General features: G+C 67.1%; 1 protein-coding gene. It reads left to right on the top strand.

The window, feature by feature from the left end; translation table 11 throughout:
- The coding region (locus P409_RS35475) for a GntR family transcriptional regulator (protein WP_343285546.1) at positions 1-676 on the top strand (676 nt) is incomplete at its 5' end.
- Positions 677-757 lie beyond the last annotated feature (81 nt).

Genomic DNA, 757 nt, shown 5'->3' with positions numbered 1-757 from the left:
TGGCTGCCGCCGGATGAGCGACGACCGGGTCGAGCCGCTGAAGCTGCGCGAGAAGGCCTATGACAGCTTCACCCAGCACCTGCTGGCCAACAACCTGCGTGCCGGGCAGTTCATCTCCCAGCGCGAGCTGGTGGCGCTGACGCAGATGCCGCTCGGCGCGATCCGGGAGCTGGTGCCACGGCTGGAGGCCGAGGGGCTGATCAAGACCGTGCCGCAGCGCGGCATGCAGATCATGCACATCGATCTGACCATGATCCGCGACGCCTATCAGTTCCGGCTGTTCCTGGAGAAGGAGGCCACTGCCGCCTTCGCCCGCTCGGTCACCGATGCCGGTCTGGCGGCGCTGCGGGCGCAGCATGAGGCGATCATCGCCCGGGTCGAGACCGAGGGCCCGACCCAGCAGGTGATCGACGACGCCCAGGCCACCGACTGGGGCCTGCACGACATCATCATCGACGCGCTGGGGAACGAGATCATCTCCAAGGCCTATCGCGTCAACTCGATCAAGATCCGCCTGATCCGGCGCGAGCTGACCGGCATCGCCGGCCTGGTCGTGCCGGTGATGCAGGAGCATCTCGGCATCATCGACGCGATCGCGAGCCGCGACCCGGTGGTGGCCGCCGACGCCATGACCGCGCATATCGCCAACGCCCGCAACCGCGCCCTGGGGCTATAACCCAAAACCGGCCGGGCCCGGTCCGGACCAAGCAATCAAGGGAGGATATCATGGGACCCTTTTCGAATCTGAGCCGCCGCT

The sequence above is a fragment of the Inquilinus limosus MP06 genome, from assembly GCF_000767795.1.
In the GTDB taxonomy this organism is placed as follows: Bacteria; Pseudomonadota; Alphaproteobacteria; order DSM-16000; family Inquilinaceae; genus Inquilinus; species Inquilinus limosus_E.
This window is presented reverse-complemented; position numbering and strand designations above follow the sequence as displayed.